The 19,584-nt window shown below is 54.0% G+C and carries 22 protein-coding genes; 8 read left to right on the top strand and 14 right to left on the bottom strand.

Going from position 1 to position 19,584, the window contains the following annotated elements; genetic code table 11:
* The coding region (locus tag ACHHZ7_RS07605; RefSeq protein WP_019725171.1) for an IS1 family transposase at positions 1-110 on the top strand (110 nt) is incomplete at its 5' end.
* On the opposite strand, the gene ACHHZ7_RS07600 is transcribed toward ACHHZ7_RS07605, so the two are convergent.
* The 8 genes from ACHHZ7_RS07600 to ACHHZ7_RS07565 form a co-directional block, all read right to left on the bottom strand.
* Positions 104-232 (bottom strand): hypothetical protein, encoded by a 129-nt coding sequence (locus ACHHZ7_RS07600; RefSeq protein WP_395148882.1) that lies wholly within the window; start codon positions 230-232, stop codon positions 104-106. The genes ACHHZ7_RS07605 and ACHHZ7_RS07600 overlap by 7 nt on opposite strands.
* Before the next feature lie 191 nt (positions 233-423).
* Positions 424-1,611, bottom strand: coding sequence for an MFS transporter (locus tag ACHHZ7_RS07595; protein WP_060682802.1), 1,188 nt, complete (start codon positions 1,609-1,611; stop codon positions 424-426).
* 94 nt (positions 1,612-1,705) lie between these two features.
* A complete protein-coding gene (locus ACHHZ7_RS07590) occupies positions 1,706-1,957 on the bottom strand; it encodes a DUF3343 domain-containing protein (RefSeq protein WP_008786094.1) in 252 nt (83 codons plus the stop codon).
* Positions 1,954-2,721 carry a putative 2-hydroxyacyl-CoA dehydratase activator YjiL gene (yjiL, locus tag ACHHZ7_RS07585; RefSeq protein ID WP_008786095.1) on the bottom strand — a complete coding sequence of 256 codons (768 nt, stop codon included), beginning with the start codon at positions 2,719-2,721 and terminating at the stop codon, positions 1,954-1,956. The genes ACHHZ7_RS07590 and yjiL overlap by 4 nt, the downstream gene beginning before the upstream one ends.
* 9 nt (positions 2,722-2,730) lie before the next feature.
* The gene (locus tag ACHHZ7_RS07580; protein WP_060682801.1) at positions 2,731-3,882 is read right to left on the bottom strand and encodes a double-cubane-cluster-containing anaerobic reductase; all 1,152 of its coding nucleotides are present in this window, start codon (positions 3,880-3,882) and stop codon (positions 2,731-2,733) included.
* 95 nt (positions 3,883-3,977) lie between these two features.
* Positions 3,978-4,442, bottom strand: coding sequence for a GNAT family N-acetyltransferase (locus ACHHZ7_RS07575; protein ID WP_060682800.1), 465 nt, complete (start codon positions 4,440-4,442; stop codon positions 3,978-3,980).
* Positions 4,443-4,455: 13 nt separating this feature from the next.
* Positions 4,456-5,736: a DUF445 domain-containing protein gene (locus ACHHZ7_RS07570; protein WP_060682799.1), complete on the bottom strand. Its 1,281-nt coding sequence runs from the start codon at positions 5,734-5,736 to the stop codon at positions 4,456-4,458.
* Positions 5,737-5,811: 75 nt separating this feature from the next.
* Positions 5,812-6,738, bottom strand: a complete 927-nt coding sequence (locus ACHHZ7_RS07565) for a LysR family transcriptional regulator (protein ID WP_060682798.1) — start codon at positions 6,736-6,738, stop codon at positions 5,812-5,814.
* A 219-nt stretch (positions 6,739-6,957) separates the two neighbouring features.
* On the opposite strand from ACHHZ7_RS07565, the gene ACHHZ7_RS07560 reads away from it, so the two are divergent.
* Positions 6,958-8,190, top strand: a complete 1,233-nt coding sequence (locus ACHHZ7_RS07560; protein ID WP_003830065.1) for a dicarboxylate/amino acid:cation symporter — start codon at positions 6,958-6,960, stop codon at positions 8,188-8,190.
* A 30-nt stretch (positions 8,191-8,220) separates the two neighbouring features.
* The gene (metC, locus tag ACHHZ7_RS07555; RefSeq protein ID WP_032942294.1) at positions 8,221-9,411 is read left to right on the top strand and encodes a cystathionine beta-lyase; all 1,191 of its coding nucleotides are present in this window, start codon (positions 8,221-8,223) and stop codon (positions 9,409-9,411) included.
* A gap of 80 nt (positions 9,412-9,491) precedes the next feature.
* On the opposite strand, the gene mdtM is transcribed toward metC, so the two are convergent.
* The 3 genes from mdtM to ACHHZ7_RS07540 form a co-directional block, all read right to left on the bottom strand.
* A complete protein-coding gene (gene mdtM, locus ACHHZ7_RS07550) occupies positions 9,492-10,733 on the bottom strand; it encodes a multidrug efflux MFS transporter MdtM (RefSeq protein WP_060682797.1) in 1,242 nt (413 codons plus the stop codon).
* Between the two features lie 324 nt (positions 10,734-11,057).
* Positions 11,058-11,708 (bottom strand): LysE family translocator, encoded by a 651-nt coding sequence (locus ACHHZ7_RS07545; protein ID WP_032942296.1) that lies wholly within the window; start codon positions 11,706-11,708, stop codon positions 11,058-11,060.
* Between the two features lie 48 nt (positions 11,709-11,756).
* Positions 11,757-12,572 (bottom strand): AraC family transcriptional regulator, encoded by an 816-nt coding sequence (locus ACHHZ7_RS07540; RefSeq protein WP_060682796.1) that lies wholly within the window; start codon positions 12,570-12,572, stop codon positions 11,757-11,759.
* Between the two features lie 230 nt (positions 12,573-12,802).
* Between ACHHZ7_RS07540 and ACHHZ7_RS07535 the strand changes: the two genes are divergently transcribed.
* Positions 12,803-13,765, top strand: coding sequence for an Rpn family recombination-promoting nuclease/putative transposase (locus tag ACHHZ7_RS07535; RefSeq protein WP_060682795.1), 963 nt, complete (start codon positions 12,803-12,805; stop codon positions 13,763-13,765).
* Positions 13,766-13,816: 51 nt separating this feature from the next.
* Here ACHHZ7_RS07535 and ACHHZ7_RS07530 read toward each other — a convergent pair whose 3' ends face one another.
* Positions 13,817-15,229: a PLP-dependent aminotransferase family protein gene (locus tag ACHHZ7_RS07530; RefSeq protein WP_060682794.1), complete on the bottom strand. Its 1,413-nt coding sequence runs from the start codon at positions 15,227-15,229 to the stop codon at positions 13,817-13,819.
* Between the two features lie 177 nt (positions 15,230-15,406).
* On the opposite strand from ACHHZ7_RS07530, the gene ACHHZ7_RS07525 reads away from it, so the two are divergent.
* From ACHHZ7_RS07525 to ACHHZ7_RS07510, 4 genes are all read left to right on the top strand, one after another.
* Complete coding sequence (locus tag ACHHZ7_RS07525) at positions 15,407-15,571, top strand: DUF1127 domain-containing protein (RefSeq protein ID WP_071845219.1); 165 nt, start codon at positions 15,407-15,409, stop codon at positions 15,569-15,571.
* 147 nt (positions 15,572-15,718) lie between these two features.
* Positions 15,719-16,183, top strand: coding sequence for a MarR family winged helix-turn-helix transcriptional regulator (locus ACHHZ7_RS07520; RefSeq protein ID WP_008786106.1), 465 nt, complete (start codon positions 15,719-15,721; stop codon positions 16,181-16,183).
* Between the two features lie 6 nt (positions 16,184-16,189).
* Positions 16,190-17,257, top strand: a complete 1,068-nt coding sequence (locus ACHHZ7_RS07515; protein ID WP_060682793.1) for an HlyD family secretion protein — start codon at positions 16,190-16,192, stop codon at positions 17,255-17,257.
* On the top strand, positions 17,247-18,311 hold the full coding sequence (locus ACHHZ7_RS07510; protein WP_048215011.1) for a DUF2955 domain-containing protein: 1,065 nt from the start codon (positions 17,247-17,249) through the stop codon (positions 18,309-18,311). Before ACHHZ7_RS07515 ends, ACHHZ7_RS07510 begins: the two co-directional genes overlap by 11 nt.
* A 103-nt stretch (positions 18,312-18,414) precedes the next feature.
* Here ACHHZ7_RS07510 and yjiA read toward each other — a convergent pair whose 3' ends face one another.
* Together yjiA and ACHHZ7_RS07500 are read right to left on the bottom strand one after the other, a co-directional pair.
* Positions 18,415-19,371, bottom strand: a complete 957-nt coding sequence (gene yjiA, locus ACHHZ7_RS07505; RefSeq protein ID WP_060682792.1) for a GTPase — start codon at positions 19,369-19,371, stop codon at positions 18,415-18,417.
* A gap of 12 nt (positions 19,372-19,383) precedes the next feature.
* On the bottom strand, positions 19,384-19,578 hold the full coding sequence (locus ACHHZ7_RS07500; RefSeq protein ID WP_003830038.1) for a YbdD/YjiX family protein: 195 nt from the start codon (positions 19,576-19,578) through the stop codon (positions 19,384-19,386).
* Between the last annotated feature and the right edge of the window lie 6 nt (positions 19,579-19,584).

Raw genomic sequence — 19,584 nt, 5'->3', positions numbered from 1 at the left:
TGAGGCAGCACCTGGCACGGCTGGGACGGAAGTCGCTGTCGTTCTCAAAATCGGTGGAGCTGCATGACAAAGTCATCGGGCATTATCTGAACATAAAACACTATCAATAAGTTGGAGTCATTACCAACAATCCCAGTGCGCCAAACAGGCCAAAGTCTTTATAATCCTTTAGCGTGCCAATTAAACCCGCCAAAATAATTAACCCCAGTAGTATTTTTTTAAACCACGACATAAACTTTTCCCGAAGATGGTGTTGATGTTGAATTAATATGTCCATTTTTACGCATTTTAAATTGAGTTTATAAATGAACAGCCGGGAATTATAAATTGTCTGACGGGTAATTGCCGATTATTTGCGGTTTATTAAATGCTGACATTTAATTACGGACTAATCCGAATATATCTTCTTTAGACGTTAGCCGGTTATACCCTTTTGGGCGAGGCGAAACGCTGTTTGTATAATTGCGTGAGGCTGATAAGTGCCGCAATAAACAACGCGACCGCGCCGCACACCGTGGCGTTAACGATCGCATGTGCGCCGCTTCCCAGAAGGCTGGTTAATAGCGGACCAAGTATTTGTCCAATGCCGTAAGTCAGAGTGACCAGGCCCAGCAGATTAATATTGCGCGGTACGCTTAGTTGACGGGCAAGCGGCATCACCAGTGAAGTGGTTCCCATAAACGTTGCGCCAAACCCCATGCTGCTTATCACCAGCAGCGGCAAGGAGCCGCTGGCGAGCGTCATGACCACGCAGGCGCTTTGAATCAGCAAATTCGCCGTCAGGCATTGCAATACTCCCCAGCGTCGGGCGGCCCACAGCCAGACGAAACACCCCGGAATTATCGATATGCCGACCAGCGACCAGAGATGGGCAGTCAACAGCGGCGAACCGGCACTTTTCGCCATTAGTGGCAGGTAGGTGGCGACAATGATGTAGCCAAATCCGGCCAGCCCGTACAGTAGCGCCAGCAGCCACCAGGACATAGGCTGATGCTCTGTTTTTACCGGGGCCGCAGCGGGGAGCACGTGATCGCGAGATGGCAGGAGTATAACCAGTAGCACGAAGAACAGAGCCGAGGCTGCCGCTGCGCCCAGCCAGAGCGTGTGCGATGAAAGCGCAAAATGCAGACCGCTAATGACATATTCATTGCCCAGCAAAATACCTGCACCAACGCCGGAGAACAACGCCGCGATCACGAAGGGATGCCGGGTATGATGCAGAACGATCATTGAGCCAAAGATCATCATACCGGCACTGGCGACGCCCGCCAGAAAGCGGATCAGCATCACCAGCGCGGGCTGCGTAAAGCTGGCCATCGCCAGAATCAGCCCTGCGGTAGCGAGCGCGGACGTTAGCAACATCGGGCGTAAGCGAGAGGGAAGATGGAAGAGCCCGAAGGAGAAGAGCAGGCTTCCTGCCAGATACCCGGCGTAGTTGGCGCTGGCAATCCAGGAGAGTTGGTCAAATGTAAATTGACCTTCCGACAGCAGCACCGGCAGCATTGGCGTATACAGAAAGCGCCCAATTCCCATACCCAGTGTTAAGACCAGCATGCCAAAAAGCGCGACGCTGATGGCATGACGATTTGAATCTGGGCTTCCCTGGGACATACGGACTCTCATTTCGCGCTGTTAGCTGATAATTGTTATATTACATGTGTAAATGATAATGAAAAGTAAAATAAAAATAAGTCCCCTGGCACGTTCAGGAAGGAGGAAAAGTGGCAAGGCAGCGCCAGTCTCCGTTTTCAAGATGGTAGATAGATTCGGTATGACCCGGAATTATCCACTCATCCTCCTTGCCAGCAACACAGTCGATGTAAATGCACAGCCCGCAGCCACCGCGTAGCTCGCGGGGAATATCTGCCACCCGAAAGCACATACCCGCAGCCTGTAGCGCTTTACGCGTTTTGATGACGCCGAGGGTAGTATGAAACAAGAACAGTGTTTCCTTCACTCACGTTTCCCCTGACGCTGACCAATTAACGCGGCCCCAATCGCCCCAGCAAACTGCGCGTCGGGATGCGTGTGTACGGGAATGCCAATGTGGCCTTCAAGCATACGAGCAAAGGCGTGACAGTGGCTTACTCCCCCGGTAAATAACAGTGGAGCCTGCCCTGAAAGCCGTCCGATGAAATTCGCGCTGCGTCGGGCCATCGCGTTGATCACACCCGCTAAAATGGTCTCCGGCGCGACACCCGCAGAGCGCAGGCTGATAACCTCTGACTCGGCAAAAACCGTGCACATGCTGGTGATGGCATGTGGTTCGACGCCAGCGGTAATCGCATCTAACTGCTCTACGCTGGCGCCGAGCGTGCGTGAGATGACTTCCAGAAATCGTCCGGTCCCAGCCGCACATTTGTCGTTCATCAAGAAATCGCTGAGGTTACCATCATCATCTAGCTGGATGACTTTACTGTCCTGACCGCCGATATCAATCACTGTGCGGGTACCGGGAGCCAGCAAGCGTGCCCCCAGTCCGTGGCAGGAAATTTCAGTGACCTGTTTGTCAGCATAATCCACGAGCTGCCGTCCGTAGCCAGTGAGGGTTAAAAATGGTCTAACGTCCAGCCCCGCCTGCAGTGTTTCCCATGCCTGCGCGATTGCTTCGGCAGGGCGAAAAGGTGTTGGGCAGAGAAAGCGACGTCTGATGACGTTACTTTCCAGCAAAATTCCTTTAGTCGCTGTGGAGCCGGAATCGATCCCTATTGAGTATGTCATCCCTGTTCCTCACAACATTTCAATGAACGCGGCGACACGAGTGCTAAGCTGGCCGATATCCGCGCTGGAGTAGTCAGTTTCAATGGCGATGTAGGGAATGTTGTGCTGTTGGCGGACGTGGCGTTTGATGGCGAGTGATTCAACGGCGTAAGTGTGGCAAGCCTGTAAAATGACATCGACGACGCCGTCAGCCTGGTACTCTTCAACCATTTGGCTGAGCATTTTCAGGCGTTGATCGTTAGGGGAAATACATGAGCAGCCGATGGCGAGGTATTTATCGGTCAGCGCGTCGTAGACGTCGCCAGTTTCCTCCACGCACTGTTCAGTGGCTTTCGCGCCGGTGCAGTTTTCATAACCCACCACCCAACCGCCGTTTTCTTCAATGGCACTAACCACTTTTTCTGCCGCGCCGCCGATGGGGCAGCCGGTTATCAGTATGCGTGGACGCGATGCCAGACGTTTCCCGGCCTGCCATTCCTGATGTACCCGCTCGGCCATGCTATTAAGCTCGTCGATCAGTGCTGCTTTATCAAAGCGAAAGGTTGCACCGTAGACGACTTTCAGAATGTCACTGCCGCTGAGTGCGGGTGGGTTGAGCTGACCAACGCGGTAGAAGTTTGCCAGTGCACGACGTTCCTGGTTTTTTAGAATGACGGCTTCACGTAGCGCGGCTTCGGTAATCGGGGTGCCAAAACGGGCTTCGATTACCTGCTGCAGACGCAGGATCTCGGCTTTCCACAGTGCTCGCGAAGCCGCATCACTGGCGCTGTTGGGCAGTTGCATCACATGTACCGCTTTAAATTCAGCCATGTACTCGTACATCTTCTTTTTACCATCGCAGGTCGTTTCGCCCACCACGAGGTCAGAGAAGTAGAAGTACGGACATTTATCCGTTTTACCAAACCCGTAGCTGCTTTTGATCAGCGGACACAGGTTACGTGGCAGATCTTTTTCGGCCTCTTCAATGGTTTCATCAGAGGTTGAGCATAGCGAAACGACGACCGCACCTGCCGCCATCGCTATCTCCTGCGGCATAAAGGTGCAATAGGTTCCAACGAGCGGGATACCCTGATCTTTAAGATCCATTACGGTGAGAAAACCTTTCTGACGAGCGTCGGAGAACTGGTTGAAAATGACGGGTAAATCGGTGATTAGCGACATGATTTTCCTTCCCCGTAACACGGGAGACAGTAAAAAGACGTCGTATTATAACCCTGCAATTTATCTGGCTTTATTGATGTACAACAATTGCGCGCTTACAGATTACGGCTGTAGACCCGTGAGACTTCCCCCCACGGATGATAGCCCGGCCCGTCAAAGTAAAATCCCGCTTTCTCGTATAAACCTTCCAGGTCAGTACACAAATGAAGCCGCATAAAGCCTAACTGTCTGGCCTGCTGCGCAATATGTTCAATCAGGCGAAACGCCAGACCGTGACCACGATAGCGAGGATCGATATAGAGTGCGCATAGCCACGGCCACAGTTCGCCGCGACTGATAAAATCATTGGTGATCAATCCGGCGCAGCCAACAATGCAGTCGCCGTCCTGCATCCAGTACCACTGCGGTAGCGGGTTCTTTGCGCCAATACAACGATGCAGTGCATCCTCGTAAACTCTCATGGAGTCTTCTGAGGCCCATTGTTGCTGAAAGTAAGCGGTGACCTCGTGCAGTTTTTCCGGTGTTTCGCGCAGGGAAAAAATGCGGATGTTCATCGTCATTGAATTTTTCTCCTTAAAAATTCGCCAGCGTCAGCAGGGAAGGAATTTGCGACAACAGATATAACACCAGCCCAATAGAACCGCCAACCAACGTGCCGTTGACGCGGATAAACTGCAAATCTTTACCGATGTTCAGCTCGATTTGCTGTGACATATCGCGTGCATCCCAGCTTTTCACCGTGTCGCTAATGTGGCGCGTCAGGAAGGTGGCGAACTCTGGCGCCACTTTATGTGCGGCCTGCTCCAGATGCCCATTCAGTGAGGCGCGCAGGGCACTGTCGGCTACCAGCGTTTCGCCGAACCACTGCCCGGCGCTGGCGATGCGCTGCTTCACGCGGGAATCATCGGCGTTAATGTCGGTTTTCACCCACTGACGCAGATCTGCCCACAGCTCGCCAAGATAACGGTTGAAGGCTTCATCTTCCTTCAGATAGCTTTTCAGGCTTTCGGCCCGCACGGCCATCTCCGGATCGTGTTTGAGCTTATCGATGAGCTTAAACGTGGCGCGATCGAAGGCATGGCGGATCTGATGTGCGCGATCGTGGCTGATGTCATCCAGCAAGGAGTTAACGGCATCAGACACCAGCTCGGCGCTGTGCTCGCCCAGCCATTCTGTTGGCAGGATCTTCGCTTTCAGCGGATGCTCGGTTTCCAGCCAGTGCACGACCTGTCTGGCGATAAACGCTCGCGAGCTGTCGCGCTGGAGCAGGGCGATCAGTTGGGCGATCAGCGTGTCGAGTAGCACCTGATGGCGATTGTTTTTGGTCATGCTTTCCAGCATCAGCGCGCTGGTACCGGAGAGATCGACCTTGTCGATGGCCTTGTGCACCGCCCGCTTGATCAGCCGTTGAATGCGCGAGTCGTCGGTCAGTTCGAGAAAACCGCTCATAATTTGCAGCAGATGCTGGCCGATGCGCTGGGCGTTTTCCGGCTGGCTGAACCAGTTGCCGATCAACAGCGCCGGTTCATGGCGGCGGATCAGCGCGACCAGCGACTGGGTATCGAGAAATTTATCCTGGACAAATTGCCCGAGATTTTCGCCGATCCGATCCTTATTGCGCGGGATAATCGCCGTGTGCTGCGAGATAAACGGGATCGGCACCCGGCGAAAAAGCGCCACCACGGCAAACCAGTCCGCCAGCGCGCCCACCATCGCCGCTTCGGCGATCGCTTTGATCCCCAGTACCCAGAAATTAGGCGGCAGAAAAAGCGTGATGACGAAGGTGGCAGCGGCAATCAGCAGCAATGAGAGCGCCAGTCGCTTGGCGCGTTTGAGTTCAGCAATTTTATTCATAGGCTTAAGGATAGAGCCAGACGGGGGGATCGCGCAAAAAATGTGGAGCGCCTCCCATTTTCAGGTGGGCTGGGCTTACTCAGGGATCCAGTTGTCCCAGGCGGGCAAGGGGCCGAGTTCCGCCACCAGAAAATCGATAAACGATCGCACCTTCGGATTGCTGTACTTGCTGGGAAAGTACAGCGCATACAGGGCGTGAGTTTCACAGGTGATAGTGCCGTCGAGCATCAGCGGCGTTATCTCTTCTTTTTGAATATGATCGCCAATCAGATAGGTGGGCAAATACGCCACTCCCTGATCTTCTAACACTGACTTCAGCAATACCAGACTGCTGTTGGCCTGGATCGGCATATGCAGTTTCAACTGATGCAGACGATCCTGTTCATCCGCCACCTTCAGCACCGGTGTGAGGCCGGGATAAACCAGACAATTATGATCCACCAGATCGCTTCGACGCTGGGGCATGCCTTTTTTGGCGAGGTAGCCGGGTGAGGCACAGTACGCCCAGCGAACAGGCACCAGCTTGCGCATCGCATAGTTTTGCGGCGGTGCGGTGGAGATGCGCAGGGCGATGTCGAAATCTGTTTCGTTCAGATTCACAAAGTTATCGTTGAGATCGATATACAGATTTACATCCGGGAACTGGGAGCGATATTTATCCACCAGGTTCACCAGCCGGGAATAACCAAACGCAATTGAGCAGGTTATGCGTAATTCACCCTGCGGGCTGTGGTAATAACCGGAAGTGGTATTCAGCGTTTCATCGAATTCTTTCAAAAGCTTATTAGCGCGGTTGAAGAGATATTGCCCTGCGTCGGTCAGGGTAATACTGCGAGTGGTGCGTTTAATTAATGTCGTGCCCAGCGTGTCTTCCATCGCAGCCAGACTTTTGCTGACCGCAGACGGCGATACGTTGAGCTGCGCCGCGGCTTCTGACAATCCTCCGCAGTCGACGATTTTAGTAAAAAACTCCAGATGCTTGAGTGAAATCGGCGTACTCATAGTTTCCTTTAATTCACAAGTGATTTGCAAAAACGGTACGAATAGGCCGTTACATTCGCGTTTTAAACATGCAACTATTGAATCACAGGAAACAACTTGCTGGCAAAATGAAAAAATAACAACTTAGGTGAGTTACGTCACAAAATAAAAGGAGGCGAAACGGAAACTCATCACATTGTGAATTTAATCTTATTAATTATTATTCTAAAGGTACCGATTATGTGGTCACGACTCGAACCCTACAAATCGTCGATTATTTTATTAGTTGCTCTGGTGATTGGCGGCTTATTAGGTATTTATGCCCCATCGTTTGCAAGTAAACTCCAGCCAATAGGTCAGATATTCTTAAACCTGCTATTTATGATTATTGTGCCGCTGGTGGGGATCAGCGTTATGTCTTCGATCGCCAGTATGACCGACCTGAAAAGGCTGGGGCGCATTATGGCGATTATCTTTATTGTTTCGATCGCCATGGCCTTTATTCCGGCGGCCGGGATCGTCGCGCTGGCGCTCTGGTATAACCCGGCGCAGGGCGTCACTATCGATCTCTCGCAGTCGGTACAGGCGGGCAGCGGTAAGATGGATTTTGTCAGTATGATCACCACCAGCGACTTTATCGGACTGTTTTCTAAGTCCAATATTCTGGCGCTGATCGTAATGGCGATCATCGCCGGTGTCGCAATTGGCCAGTCGGATCAGGCCGGTAAACGTATTGCGTCGCTGCTGGAAGACGCCAATACCGTGATCATGAAGATCGTTTCGATCATTATGAAGGTCGCGCCGATTGGTCTGGGCTGCTACTTCGCTGCCACCATGGCCAGTCAGGACTCTGCACTACTGTTAACCTTTGCCCGCGCCATCGGCCTGTTTATGGTTGCCACGCTGGTCTACTTTGTCTTTGGCTCGATTCTCTATTCGTATATTGGCGGCGGTATTCCGGCGGTCAAAGCCTTCTGGCGTAACGCGATTGAACCGTCTGCGACCGCGCTGGGTACCTGCTCTTCACTGGGGACGCTCCCGGTGACGCTGCGTGCCGGTAAGGCGATGGGGATTAACCCGGAAATCGTTGATGTCTCCATTCCGCTGCTGGTTAACCTCAACAAGGGCGGCGTGGCGATGATTGCCGCGCTAAAAATTGTCTTTATCTATTCCGTGCTGGGCATGGAATTCACCACCGAAACCTTCTTCCTGACGATGCTGATCGCGGTGCTCTCCGCCATTATTGTCGGCGGCGTACCGGGCGGGGCATTCCTCGGTGAAATCTTTATCGTCACCACGCTCGGCCTGCCGATGGAAGCGATCCCGATGCTGGTGGTGCTGGGCACGATTACCGATGCGCCGGCCACACTGATTAACGTTATCCATGATTTGAATGCGGCGCAGATTGTTGAACGGTTCGCTGGAAAAAAGCAGACCAACACTGAAATAAACTCTACTGCTGCGGTGGTATAGGTTTCTCACGGATTAAGAACAGGAGATGTTATGAAAGACGCAATGAAGCTTGAAACGCACCTGGTTGTTGCTGGTCGCGACAAACGCTACACCCAGGGAGCGGTGAATCCGGTTATCCAACGCGCATCGTCACTGGTATTTGATACCGTGAAGGACAAGAAATTTGCCACCGCCAATCGCGCGAACGGCGAGCTGTTTTATGGTCGTCGCGGAACCTATACCCACTTTGCCTTCCAGAAGGCAATGAGCGAACTGGAAGGCGGCGTTGGCTGCGCGCTGTACCCATGTGGTGCTGCGGCGGTGACCAATGCGATTCTGGCGTTTGTTCAGGGTGGCGATCATATTCTGATGACGGGTGCGGCCTATGAACCAACCCAGGATTTTTGCAATAAGATCCTGAGTAAATTCAACGTGGAAACAACGTATTACGATCCGCTGATTGGTGCAGGTATCGTCGATCTTCTGCGTCCGGAAACAAAGGTTGTATTCCTTGAGTCGCCAAGTTCTATCACCATGGAAGTCCAGGACGTGCCGGGGATGGTGAAGGCTATCCGCGCGGTGAATCCGGAGATTGTCATTATGATCGACAACACCTGGGCGGCGGGCGTGCTGTTCAAAGCGCTGGATTATGGCGTGGATATTTCCATTCAGGCGGGAACGAAGTACACCATCGGCCATTCGGACGCCATGCTGGGCACGGCGGTGTCGAACGCCCGTTGTTGGGATCGCCTGCGCGAGAACTCCTATCTGATGGGGCAAACGCTGGATGCCGATACGGCCTACAACGGCAGCCGCGGATTGCGCACCCTGGCGGTACGCCTTAAGCAGCATCAGGAGAGCAGCATCCATATTGCCCGCTGGCTGTCGGCAAGGCCGGAAGTGGCACGGGTGAATCATCCGGCATTACCGGAATGTCCGGGCCATGAGTATTTTCAGCGTGATTTTATCGGAAGCTCAGGCCTGTTCTCGTTTGTGCTGAAAAAGAGACTGACCGACGAACAGATGGCGAATTTCCTCGATAACTTCTCGCTGTTCCATATGGCCTATTCGTGGGGCGGATTTGAGTCGCTCATTCTGGCGAACCAGCCGGAAGAGCTGAACAGCATTCGCCCGGCCGGAGAGGTAGATTTCAGCGGCACGCTGGTCAGGGTACATATCGGCCTTGAGGATATCGACGACCTGATTGCCGATCTGGACGCGGGATTTGCACGCATTGCGTAAGGTGAGGTGACCGTAGCCGGAAGCGGCGCAAGCGCCTTATCCGGCCTACATAGTTGTCGTAGGCCGGATAAGCGGGCAGGTTAGTTTTCAGTGGCTAACGTCGTTGCCTCATGCTGGCGTACCCGTTTGAGTAAGCCTGCCAGCGTGAACACGACAGCTATCCCTGCCGCAACCGCCAGCAGATGAAACGAAATCCTGCCGCCGTTAAACCATAGCCAGCGTCCAATTTCGACAGAAACCGCCATCACCGTCAGGATCACCATATTCAGCGACGCCGAGACCGTTCCTTTAGGTAAGTTGTTGGAAAACAGCGTAAAGCGGAATAACGTCGGGAAAATCATCCCAATACCAAACGCATACAGGCTGGTCCCCAGTACCGACCACAGCCAGACGTGCGGCCACAGTAAATTGCCGACAATCAGCACCGCCAGCCCGCTCAGCTGTATAGGTGCGGCTCGCCAGATAAAGCGTGGTCGGGTCGGATCTTTCACGAAACGAACCACCACCATATTGGCGACGATCACCGCGCCAAATACCGGGGCCTGTGCCCAGGCAAACTCCGATGTGGTCATGCCGCCAGCATCGATCAGAATAACCGGTGAGACCGCCACCCAGCTCATCATCGGGATATAACTTAACGACAGTGTGGCTGCGCCAAACAGGAACACCCGGTTACGGAAAACGTCGCGGAAATCACGCACTACGCCGCGGGCACTGAACGGCACCGCGCCGCGCTGGACGGTTTCCGGCATGGCTAACATTAACCCAATCAGGGCGATAAACCCCATGACGGCAATGATGGCAAACAGGATCTTCCAGTGTACAAAGTGCATCAGCGCGGCCCCGGAGAGCGGGCCGATAACCGGTGCAACCAACACAATGGAAGTGATTATCGCCATTAACTTAATGGCCTTCGTTTGCCCAAACGCCTCCTGCACCGTGACATAGCCAACGGTCGCGATAAAGCAGATGCTGGTACCCTGCACAAATCGGGCTACCAGAAACTGCGTCATTGAGGTAGTGAACAGCGTGGCAGCACAGGCGAGGGTAAAGATTAACGCCCCCGCAATCAGCACGGGTCGACGGCCAATTCGGTCGGAAAGCGGCCCCAGCAGCCATTGCAGCGCCATGCCTCCCGCCAGATAGAGGCTCACCGCAGCGGGTGCCAGGCTAACATCGGCGTTGAAATCACGTACCACATTGATGATGCCAGGCTGGATCAGGTCCGTCGACAGATAGGCGGCGAAGTCATATAAAATTAACGCGACAGGAAAAAATAGCGTTGTGGCGCGTTGGGAGAAAAACGCGAGAATCCGTTGCATAAAACAGCTCCTTGTCGGGAGAAAACCCTCAACGGGAATAGCGAAATTCAATACCGTCTTTGAGACGTCAGACCGATGACAGAAAAAAGCAGACTGCAAATGTACTGAATTTCATGTAATCAAAAACGCTGTCTGCGCGAAGCGCAAACAGAAGATACGCTCACTGACGCGGGGTCAGAAAACGTAACGATTACAGGTAACAATCAGCACATCGCACCTCAGGAAGAGTAAGTTGAACGGGTAATAACCATCCGCAGTTTAATGCGGATTGGATATTAATTAAACGAGTTTATCCGGTTTATGTGCAGAAAATCGCCCTGCAAATCAGACTACGATGCTCTGCAAAAACCGCAGAGCGATGGCACAACCGAAGATAATCAATACACCGCCAGCGATACGTTCTACCCATAATATCCCTCTGGATAACCGTCTCTGGATCTGCGGTAAACCGATGAACATCACGATCAGCAGATCCCAGCACAGCACTACGCTGGTCATCCAGATCCCGCTCATGGTTTGTTGCAGCAGCGTCACCGACGGGCCGAGCAGGGCGGTCATTAGCGCCAGATAGAACAGCGCATTTTTTGGGTTGAGCAGTGACGAACCCAATCCCAGCAGTAGCTGTTTGCCAAATCCTGGACAGGTAGACTGGGCATCTGTTCCGGTCAGCGTTTGCGGGCGGCTGCGTACCAGCAGGCTGCCAATCCACAATAAATAGAGCGCGCCCAGCAGCTCAATAACCGTAAACAACAGGGGAAGCTGGCGCAGGATCCCCCAACCGATAATTGCCAGCAGGATATACAGCCCGTTGCCGAAAGCGATCCCCACGCACAACCCGGCGCTGCCGCGCATCCGGTATCGTGCGGCGTAACCGACCAGTAAAAAGAAGTCCGGCCCGGGGCTAAGCAATGCGACGAAATGCGCCAGCGCCAGCGCGGGAAAAGCAGAAGGAAAAAGTACAGAAAGCAGCGACATAGCGACCTCAGAGAATGAATCTGAGATCACCGTACGCCTGACGCAGCGCTAATTATTGTCTGATATTGATCGTCCCAACGCGTACTGGCGCGGTGTGGCGGCGGTGTAGCGAACAAAGGTGCGATGGAAATGGCTCTGGTCGGCAAACCCGCTCTGGTAGCCGACATCGGCAATTTCGTCTCCGGCCCGCAGCCGCTGGCGAGCATAGTCAATCCGTATGATGTTCAGATAACTTCCTGGCGTCAGCCCGGTGTCCTGCTTAAAGGTACGGATCAGCGTCTCTTTACGCATGTGACACTCATGTGCCAGCTCATCGAGTGAGGGCGGCGCGAGCAGGCTGGACTGCAACCGTTCGCGCAGATACTGGCTGGTGGCGCTTAGGTTGTCTTGTGTGACCGACTGCAACGGCAGAGTGTGCAGCAATGCTTGTGCGGCATCCGTTATTTGCGCGGTTTGGCGTTGCGGCATGAGCGTCACAAGGTGCATATAACGCTGGAATAATTGCGCATCGCGGATAACGGGAGCAGGCGTGCAAAGCCGCTGATGGGTGTTCTGTGCAGGCAGATTAGCAAGACACCACTGGGCATCAAGATAAAGCATATGATAGCTGCGAAACTGTCCGTTAACAGGATTACAGCTGTGAGGTGCCAGCGGCGGTATCACAATCAGATCGCCCACCTGCAGATGGTATTCCTCGCCATCGCACAGACAGCACGTTTCCCCCTCGAGAATTGCCCCAATCGAGAGCTGAAAGTGGTGATGCCGCTTATAGGCCTGCTGGCTCTGCCAGGTGCTGCGCAGTTCCAGCCACGGCAACTGCTCATCACGCCAGAACGATTGTGGAATATCCCGGGTATGCGTCACATCGTGTCCTCACTGAAAGTGATGATTTGTTATAGCACAGGCCGAGTGGTGAAAAAGTGGGAATGCGCATTGAGATGGTGATTCTGCGTGACGTGTTCCAGACAAATGCAGACGTTACATAAGGGCGTTGTTATCCCGGAAATCGCCTCGCAAAGAGAGAAAGTTGCAGGTGAGGATGTGGTTTTCCGGCGCTACAGTCATGGCATCTAATTTTCAGGTGAAGGATCGCCATGAACAAAGCCTCTGCTTCAACACCGCATGATGCGGTTTTTAAAACATTTTTACGTCACCCTGAGACTGCACGGGATTTCCTACAAATACATCTTCCCGCTTCGCTGCGCGAGCTTTGCGATCTTCAGACGCTTAAACTCGAGTCAGACAGTTTTATCGAAGAGAATTTACGTGCGTACTATTCCGATGTGCTGTGGTCGCTGAAAACGACGGATGGGGATGGATATATTTATGTGGTGATTGAACACCAAAGCACACCGGATGCGCATATGGCATTCAGACTGATGCGCTATGCGGTAGCGGCCATGCAGAAACATTTAGATGCCGGGCATCAGCAGTTGCCGCTGGTGGTGCCGATGCTGTTTTATCACGGCGCTAAAAGCCCGTACCCTTATTCGCTGTGCTGGCTGGACGAGTTTGCCAACCCGAAGCTGGCTCGTCAGCTGTATGCTGCGGCGTTTCCGCTGGTGGATATTACGGTTATTCCGGATGACGAAATTGTGCAGCATCGACGTATGGCGCTGCTGGAGTTAATCCAAAAACATATCCGTCAACGCGATCTTATGGGGCTGGTGGAGCAAATTGTTTCCCTGCTACTTACCGGACTGACTAATGACACTCAGATAAAGACGCTGTTTAATTATATTTTACGAACTGGCGATGCACCTCGATTCAGTGAGTTTATTCGCGGGGTTGCCGAACGTTCACCGCAGCACAAGGAGCATTTGATGACGATCGCGGACAGATTACATGAGGCAGGATTTCAAAAAGGATGGCTTGAAGGCAAGCTGGAAGGTAAACAAGAAGGCAAAAAAGAAGGCAAACAGGAAGGACTGATAAAGGGGCGACGTGATGAGGCACTGCGTATTGCCCGCACCATGCTGGCAGATGGCATCGATATCAGCATGGTACAAAAAATCACCCGACTTTCCGCTGAAGATATTCAGGGTTTAAGCCATTAGATATAGCTTAAACTGCCTAATTGCCTGCCCGGAAGCGCCGGGCAGCTCGATCTACTCTATTGCCGTTTTTACCGCCTCTCCGAGCTTCTGCATTACTTCCCGATGCTTATCGTTTGGCAGCAATGCGCAGTTGATGCGCACACAGTTGCGATACTTCCCCGATGCGGAGAACAGAGAACCCGGTGCAACCTGGATTTTGAGGCGACAGAGCTGCTTAGCGACACAGACCATATCAACCTGGAGCGGCAGCTCGACCCACAGCATAAAGCCGCCTTTCGGTCGGGTGACGCAGATCCCGCAGGGGAAGTATTCCCGTACCCAGCAGGTGTAGATCTCCATATTGCGCTGATAAATCTGGCGCATACGACGAATATGTCGATGATAATGACCTTCGCGCACAAAGGAAGCCGCTGCCAGTTGCGTAGCGGGAACGTTAGTTCCAATGACGGCGTACTTCATGTGCAGCAGTTTGTTGTAATAACGACCGGGCACCACCCAACCCACGCGCAGACCGGGGGCGACGGATTTGGTAAACGAACTGCAGAGTATTACGCGGCCGTCGCTGTCCCAGGAGTGGATCGTGCGCGGGCGCGGGTACTCTGTGGCCAGCTCGCCATACACATCGTCTTCAAAAATGACGATGTCGTGACGCTGGGCGAGGGCGAGCACCGCCCGTTTACGCGCATCCGGCATAATGAATCCGAGCGGGTTGTTGCAGTTGGGAACCAGCAGCACACCTTTGATCGGCCACTGATCCAGCGCCAGCTCCAGCGCTTCAATGCTGATCCCGGTATCCGGATCGGTTGGGATCTCAATCACCTTGATCCCTAAGCCGCGCAGTAGCTGCATCGTGCCGTAGTAGGCCGGTGATTCAACGGCGACAATATCTCCGGGCTGGCAGACCGTCAGCAGCGCCAGCGACATTCCGCTCTGACTGCCGCTGGTGATCACAATATCATCTGCATTGACCACCGAACCGCCGTCCAGCATCAGCCGCGCAATCTGCTGACGCAGTTCACGGCATCCGGAGATTTCATCGTAGCCCAGTATCGCGCGCAGATTATGCTGTGCCACGCGGCTGAGCTCGCGCCACAGCGGCTTCAGGCTGGGTTGATTAATATCGGGCACGCCGCTGCTAAACGGGGTTATCGATTTGTCCGCGTTGCCCTTTAGCATATCCAGCACCTGATCCCACTGGGTTATTTCGACCGGACGCTGTACCGGACGCGACATCGGTGGCACGGGTGGCTGCGCTTTTTGTGGCGCGACAAAATAACCGGAACGTGGCTGGGGCGTGATCAGCTGGCGCTGTTCCAGCGTCTGATACGCCTGCTGGACGGTGCTGATGCTGACCCCATGCTCCTGGCTCAGGCTGCGTACCGAGGGCAGTTTTTCGCCATGGCGATACAGCCCCTGCTCAATGCGTTCGGCCAGCAGATTGGCCAGATGTTGGTAACGCGTCATGCTGTATCCCTCATGGGTACCATACAGATTAAAAAATCAGTACAGATTGGCGTGAAAAAAGCGATGCAGAACTCTTTTTAACCAATCTGTATGTTAAATAAAAGTACTTTGTGAGTCTGTATTGTTTTAGGCCAGATCCGTGAAGATAAAGCCTCTGGCAAGGCGGGGAGGCAAGGTATGGAATTTCACGAGAATAAAGCAAAACAGCCGTTTATTGGGTTTGTACTGATCTGGCGGGCATACAAGGCGTGGCAGCTGCGAGCGCAAACGCGGCGCGTATTGCAACAGATGAGTGATGAGCGGTTGCGGGACGTCGGGCTGCGACGCGATCAGGTGGAGTGATTTTCTTTCATCGACAGAGGCTGGGGGTTATCGCCCCAGCCTCTTTTACATTCACAATATTTATCAATTCATGCTTCTGGTTAGTCCGTTTCTTGATACTTATCCTGATAAGTATTATTTTCTCTTCAGCGATGAGAGGAAAGTAAGATGACTGAAGATGAACTGTTTGCCCGCCGCCCGATGGGGATGCGCATGGCAATGGTGGTGCGCCAGTGGCGGGCCATTATTGATGCTGCCATCACCGATACTGGCCTGACGCAGTCCAGCTGGACGGTACTGATGCAACTGTATCAACTGGGAGACAACGTCTCAGTCAGTGAACTGGCACAAATGCAGGGCATCGAACTGCCGCCGCTGATGCGCACCCTCTCGCAGCTGGAAAAGCAGGGCTATCTGCTGCGTTCCACATCGCCCTATGACAAACGCATCCGCCTGCTGGCGCTGACCGCGCAAGGCCGCGCAAGGCTGGACGAACTCAACCGGGTGATAGAGACATACCAACATCGCGTCACCTGCACCATCCCTGAGGCGGAACTCGCTTCCTTCAGCGCCACGCTCAATCAAATCGCCTGCAATCTGCGGACAATCCGCGAAGAAGATAACAAGATCTAAAAAACTATGATGACCCCAGAACAAAAATTTGCCCGTTGGGTAAGGGTGAGTATTGCCGCTTTCCTGGTAATATTCGCCTGGTTTATCGTTGCCGATATCTGGATCCCGCTGACGCCGGACTCCACGGTGATGCGTGTGGTAACGCCCGTTTCCTCACGGGTTTCCGGCTACGTCTCGCAGGTGCATGTGCATAACAATAGCCAGGTGAAGAAGGGCGATTTGCTGTACGAACTGGATCCGACGCCATTTATCAATAAGGTCGAGGCTGCGCAAATTGCCCTTGAGCAGGCGAAGCTGAGTAACCAACAGCTGGATGCGCAGATCGCCTCTGCCCGCGCCAACCTGCGCACCGCGCAATTCAACGCCCGCAACGATAAGACCACCTTAGACCGCTATCAGCGCCTGAGCGCCATGCAGAATGTGTCGCAATCCGATCTCGACAAGGTGCGTACTGCTTGGCAAACCAGCGAGCAGTCGGTGGCGGCGCTGAATGCCAGTATTCAGAACCTGCTGATCCAGCGCGGCGAGCGCGATGACAAACGTAACGTAACGCTGCAAAAATACCGTAACACGCTGGAAGAGGCGCAGCTGAACCTCGGCTGGAGCAAAGTATATGCCCAGACCGACGGCACGGTGAGTAACCTCCAGCTTAGCCCCGGACTTTACGCCACCGCCGCCACGCCGCTACTGGCGCTGGTCAGCCACCAGACCGATATCGTGGCCGACTTTCGCGAGAAAAGCCTGCGCCACACTCGCGTGAATACCGATGCCGCCGTGGTGTTCGATGCCTTGCCGGGCAAGGTTTTCTCTGCCCGCGTCACCAGCAGCGATGCCGGTATTCTGGCGGGCCAGGAACAGGTTAATGGCCAGTTGTCGCAACCGGAACAGTCTACCCGCTGGGTGCGCGATGCCCAGCGTATGCGCATTCACGTCGCGCTGAACGAACCGCTCGACACGCCGTTACCGACCGGGGCGCGCGCTACGGTACAGCTGTATAACAGCGAGGGAATGTTCGCCCGCACCTTTGCCGGGGCACAGATCCACCTCGTCAGCTGGCTGCACTATGTCTATTAACACGCTGGCCCACGTCTTTACGCCGCACGGGAACATTGTCTACACCGCCAATGATTTTCGCCAGACCCTGCGTATCTCCGTTGCCGGGACAATCGCGCTGAGTATCTCGACCTTCTACAACGTGCAGTACGGCGTATTTTTTGTGGTTTATCCGCTGATGCTACTGTCGCTGGTGCCGGTGTTCAACCGCCATGTGGCAACACAGTTCGTGTTCAGCGCGGCGGTGAACTGTGTCGAAATGGTGCTGATTGTCGGCTATCTTTCACAGTGGCCGCTGGTTATGACACTGGTAGTGTTCGGCCTGTATGTGATGCGCTTTCGTTTTATGAGCAAAGGACCGCTGTTTCTGCTCGGTTCGATGGGCGTGGTGTGCCAGAGCACGATGCTCAACTTTATGAGCTATCCCACCACCAACTGGCATACGCTGATGTTCTCCAATATGGAAGCCTGCGTCATGGCGGTGGCGCTGAGCGCGCTGCTGCATTATCTGATCCCGGACGTGGAACCCCGCCAGCCACCGCCGCGCATTGAGAAAGATGCCGCCCGGGTGCGCCATGAATCGCTGCTTTCCGGCACGGTGGCGACGATGATTTTTGTGGTCTTCCAGATCTGCGATTTGAGTGATTCGCTGTCGGCGCTGATGGCAGGCATTTTGATCCTGTTTCCGATGCACTACCGCGGCGCGGTGATCAGCTCGATTTGGCGCGTGGTCGGCGTGGTGCTGGCCTGCCTGTATATTCTGCTGGTACAGCTGCTTATCTATGATTTCAGCAACCATATGGTGCTGATGATGCCGCTGATTGGCCTCGGGCTGGCGTTCAGCGCCCGCCTGCACGTAATGGAAAAAGTCGGCGCGGGCGTGGGTTTTGCCAGTATCACTACTATCGGCATTATGTTTGGCCAGAACCTTCATCCGGATCAGGACCTGGTATTCAGCGATCTGTACCGCATCACCTCCGTCACCGTCGCGCTGGTGGCAACGCTCACCATGGTATTTCTGGTGCACCGGGTTTTGAACTGCTTTGCCGCGACGCGGTTTGTGATTACCGAGTGAGTGGGGGCAAGTGCCGGATGGCGGCTGCGCCTTATCCGGCCTACTGGGAAGTGCTATTTCCATGCCCGGTAAGCGTAGCGCCACCGGGCAATTCAGCAGGGGATTACTTCTTCAATCCCGCAAACGCAGCTCTGATCTCGTCTTCCGGCAGGTTAATGCCGATAAACACCAGCAGGCTGTGCGGTGTTTCGTCGCCCCACGGGCGGTCCCAGTCGGCGCTGTACAGGCGCTGGACGCCCTGGAACAGCAGGCGGTTTGGCTCGCCTTCAATCCACAGCATACCTTTGTAGCGCAGCAGCTTCTCGGCGGATTCCAGCAGCAGGTTTTCCATCACTCGCGACACGTCGCTGATGTTTACCGGGTAATCCAGCTCGACGACGATCGAGGAGATATCGTTTTGCTTGTCGGCGATAAAGTGGAAGCGCGGTTTGGCGCTGACTACGTTCTCTTCCAGCATAAAACCGTTGGTATCGAACAGCAGGGAGAGGTCGATATCACCATGCGTCACGGTGTAAATCGGCGCACGGGCGTTGATGCGCGCCAGGCGCTCACGCAGTTTTTCACTTTCACCTGCGACGTCGGTTTTGGTCAGCAGGATCCGGTCTGCGTAGCCTACCTGCGACTGGGCGATGGTGAACTGGTTCATCTGCTCGTCGGCATGTACCGCGTCAACCAGCGCAATTACGCCGTCCAGCAGGTAGCGTTCGCAAATCACTTCATGGGAGAAAAAGGTCTGAATAATCGGGCCGGGGTCGGCCATGCCGGTGCACTCGATCACCAGACGGTCGAAATTGATGGCGCCTTTGTCGAGGTTGTCGAGCAGGTCTAACAATGCGTCTTCCAGTTCACTGGAGCGGGTACAGCAAATACAGCCGTTGGTCAGGGTTTTGATCTGCGTGGCGCGATCGCCAATCAGCTGATCGTCCACCGAGACTTCACCGAATTCGTTTTCGATAACGGCAATCTTGTAACCGTGCTGCTCGTTGAGAATATGGCGCAGCAGGGTGGTTTTACCCGCGCCAAGAAAACCGGTGAGTAGGGTAACTGCAATCGGGGTCATTCACTTCTCCTTCTAACAGCAACTGCTTCCGCCGCTACCGTAGCGGGCTTCCTGGCGCTCGCGGAAGAATTCTTCGTAGGTCATGTACGGCTTATCGGGATGGTTGGTCTTCATGTGCTCGACGTAGTTGTCGTAGTCCGGAATGCCAATCAGCATCTTTGCCGCCTGACCGAGATATTTTTTAGCTTGCCCTAAAGTACCAAACATAAACAA

Origin of the sequence: Citrobacter freundii complex sp. 2024EL-00216 (assembly GCF_043945515.1) — a bacterium.
GTDB lineage: Bacteria > Pseudomonadota > Gammaproteobacteria > Enterobacterales > Enterobacteriaceae > Citrobacter > Citrobacter portucalensis.
This window is presented reverse-complemented; position numbering and strand designations above follow the sequence as displayed.

Bases quoted from the DNA above. Each gene is read 5' to 3' on its own strand.
- mdtM (WP_060682797.1), bottom strand. From the start codon at position 10,733: ATGCAACGGATTCTCGCGTTTTTCTCCCAACGCGCCACAACGCTATTT.
- ACHHZ7_RS07575 (WP_060682800.1), bottom strand. From the start codon at position 4,442: ATGACGATGAACATCCGCATTTTTTCCCTGCGCGAAACACCGGAAAAA.
- ACHHZ7_RS07580 (WP_060682801.1), bottom strand. From the start codon at position 3,882: ATGTCGCTAATCACCGATTTACCCGTCATTTTCAACCAGTTCTCCGAC.
- ACHHZ7_RS07520 (WP_008786106.1), top strand. From the start codon at position 15,719: ATGACTGAAGATGAACTGTTTGCCCGCCGCCCGATGGGGATGCGCATG.
- ACHHZ7_RS07560 (WP_003830065.1), top strand. From the start codon at position 6,958: ATGTGGTCACGACTCGAACCCTACAAATCGTCGATTATTTTATTAGTT.
- ACHHZ7_RS07515 (WP_060682793.1), top strand. From the start codon at position 16,190: ATGATGACCCCAGAACAAAAATTTGCCCGTTGGGTAAGGGTGAGTATT.
- metC (WP_032942294.1), top strand. From the start codon at position 8,221: ATGAAAGACGCAATGAAGCTTGAAACGCACCTGGTTGTTGCTGGTCGC.
- ACHHZ7_RS07535 (WP_060682795.1), top strand. From the start codon at position 12,803: ATGAACAAAGCCTCTGCTTCAACACCGCATGATGCGGTTTTTAAAACA.
- ACHHZ7_RS07530 (WP_060682794.1), bottom strand. From the start codon at position 15,229: ATGACGCGTTACCAACATCTGGCCAATCTGCTGGCCGAACGCATTGAG.
- ACHHZ7_RS07545 (WP_032942296.1), bottom strand. From the start codon at position 11,708: ATGTCGCTGCTTTCTGTACTTTTTCCTTCTGCTTTTCCCGCGCTGGCG.
- ACHHZ7_RS07565 (WP_060682798.1), bottom strand. From the start codon at position 6,738: ATGAGTACGCCGATTTCACTCAAGCATCTGGAGTTTTTTACTAAAATC.
- ACHHZ7_RS07595 (WP_060682802.1), bottom strand. From the start codon at position 1,611: ATGTCCCAGGGAAGCCCAGATTCAAATCGTCATGCCATCAGCGTCGCG.
- yjiL (WP_008786095.1), bottom strand. From the start codon at position 2,721: ATGACATACTCAATAGGGATCGATTCCGGCTCCACAGCGACTAAAGGA.
- yjiA (WP_060682792.1), bottom strand. From the start codon at position 19,371: ATGACCCCGATTGCAGTTACCCTACTCACCGGTTTTCTTGGCGCGGGT.
- ACHHZ7_RS07500 (WP_003830038.1), bottom strand. From the start codon at position 19,578: ATGTTTGGTACTTTAGGGCAAGCTAAAAAATATCTCGGTCAGGCGGCA.
- ACHHZ7_RS07600 (WP_395148882.1), bottom strand. From the start codon at position 232: ATGTCGTGGTTTAAAAAAATACTACTGGGGTTAATTATTTTGGCGGGT.
- ACHHZ7_RS07510 (WP_048215011.1), top strand. From the start codon at position 17,247: ATGTCTATTAACACGCTGGCCCACGTCTTTACGCCGCACGGGAACATT.
- ACHHZ7_RS07570 (WP_060682799.1), bottom strand. From the start codon at position 5,736: ATGAATAAAATTGCTGAACTCAAACGCGCCAAGCGACTGGCGCTCTCA.
- ACHHZ7_RS07525 (WP_071845219.1), top strand. From the start codon at position 15,407: ATGGAATTTCACGAGAATAAAGCAAAACAGCCGTTTATTGGGTTTGTA.